Source organism: Bacillus sp. mrc49, from assembly GCF_002803435.1.
On the sequence record NZ_PHNG01000028.1, the window covers coordinates 1 to 515 of the forward strand.

The 515-nt window shown below is 58.1% G+C and carries 1 protein-coding gene; it reads left to right on the plus strand.

Annotated elements, in window-relative coordinates; all coding sequences use genetic code 11:
* On the plus strand, positions 1-510 hold a 510-nt coding region (locus CVN76_RS00285; protein WP_157805372.1), incomplete at its 5' end, for an ABC transporter permease.
* Between the last annotated feature and the right edge of the window lie 5 nt (positions 511-515).

Below are 515 nucleotides of genomic sequence, written 5' to 3' on the forward strand. Positions count from 1 at the left end.
CCCAAGCTGGATGCGGTCATGAACGTGCTGATCCTGCTGCCGTTCGCCGTGCCGCCGGTGGTGTCGGCAGTCGGGTTGATGCAGCTGTTCGCCGCCGATCCGTTGCCGCTGCTGGGCACGCCGTGGATCCTGATCGGCTGCTATTTTTCCATTACGTTGCCGTTTATTTACCGCGCCATCAGCAACAACATGCAGGCGATCAACCTGCGCGACCTGATGGACGCCGCACATCTGCTGGGCGCCAGCACCTGGCAGGCGGCGCTGCTGGTGGTGCTGCCGAACCTGCGCAAGGGCGGAATGATTGCGGTACTGCTGTCGTTCTCTTTCCTGATTGGCGAATTCGTCTTCGCCAACCTGCTGGTGGGCAGCCAATACGAAACGCTGCAGGTTTACCTCTATAACATGCGTAACGGCAGCGGCCATTTCACCAGCGCATTGGTCATTTCTTATTTCGCCGTGGTGCTGATCGTCACCTGGTTGGCGAATTTGCTGAATAAAAATAAGGGCTAACCGCA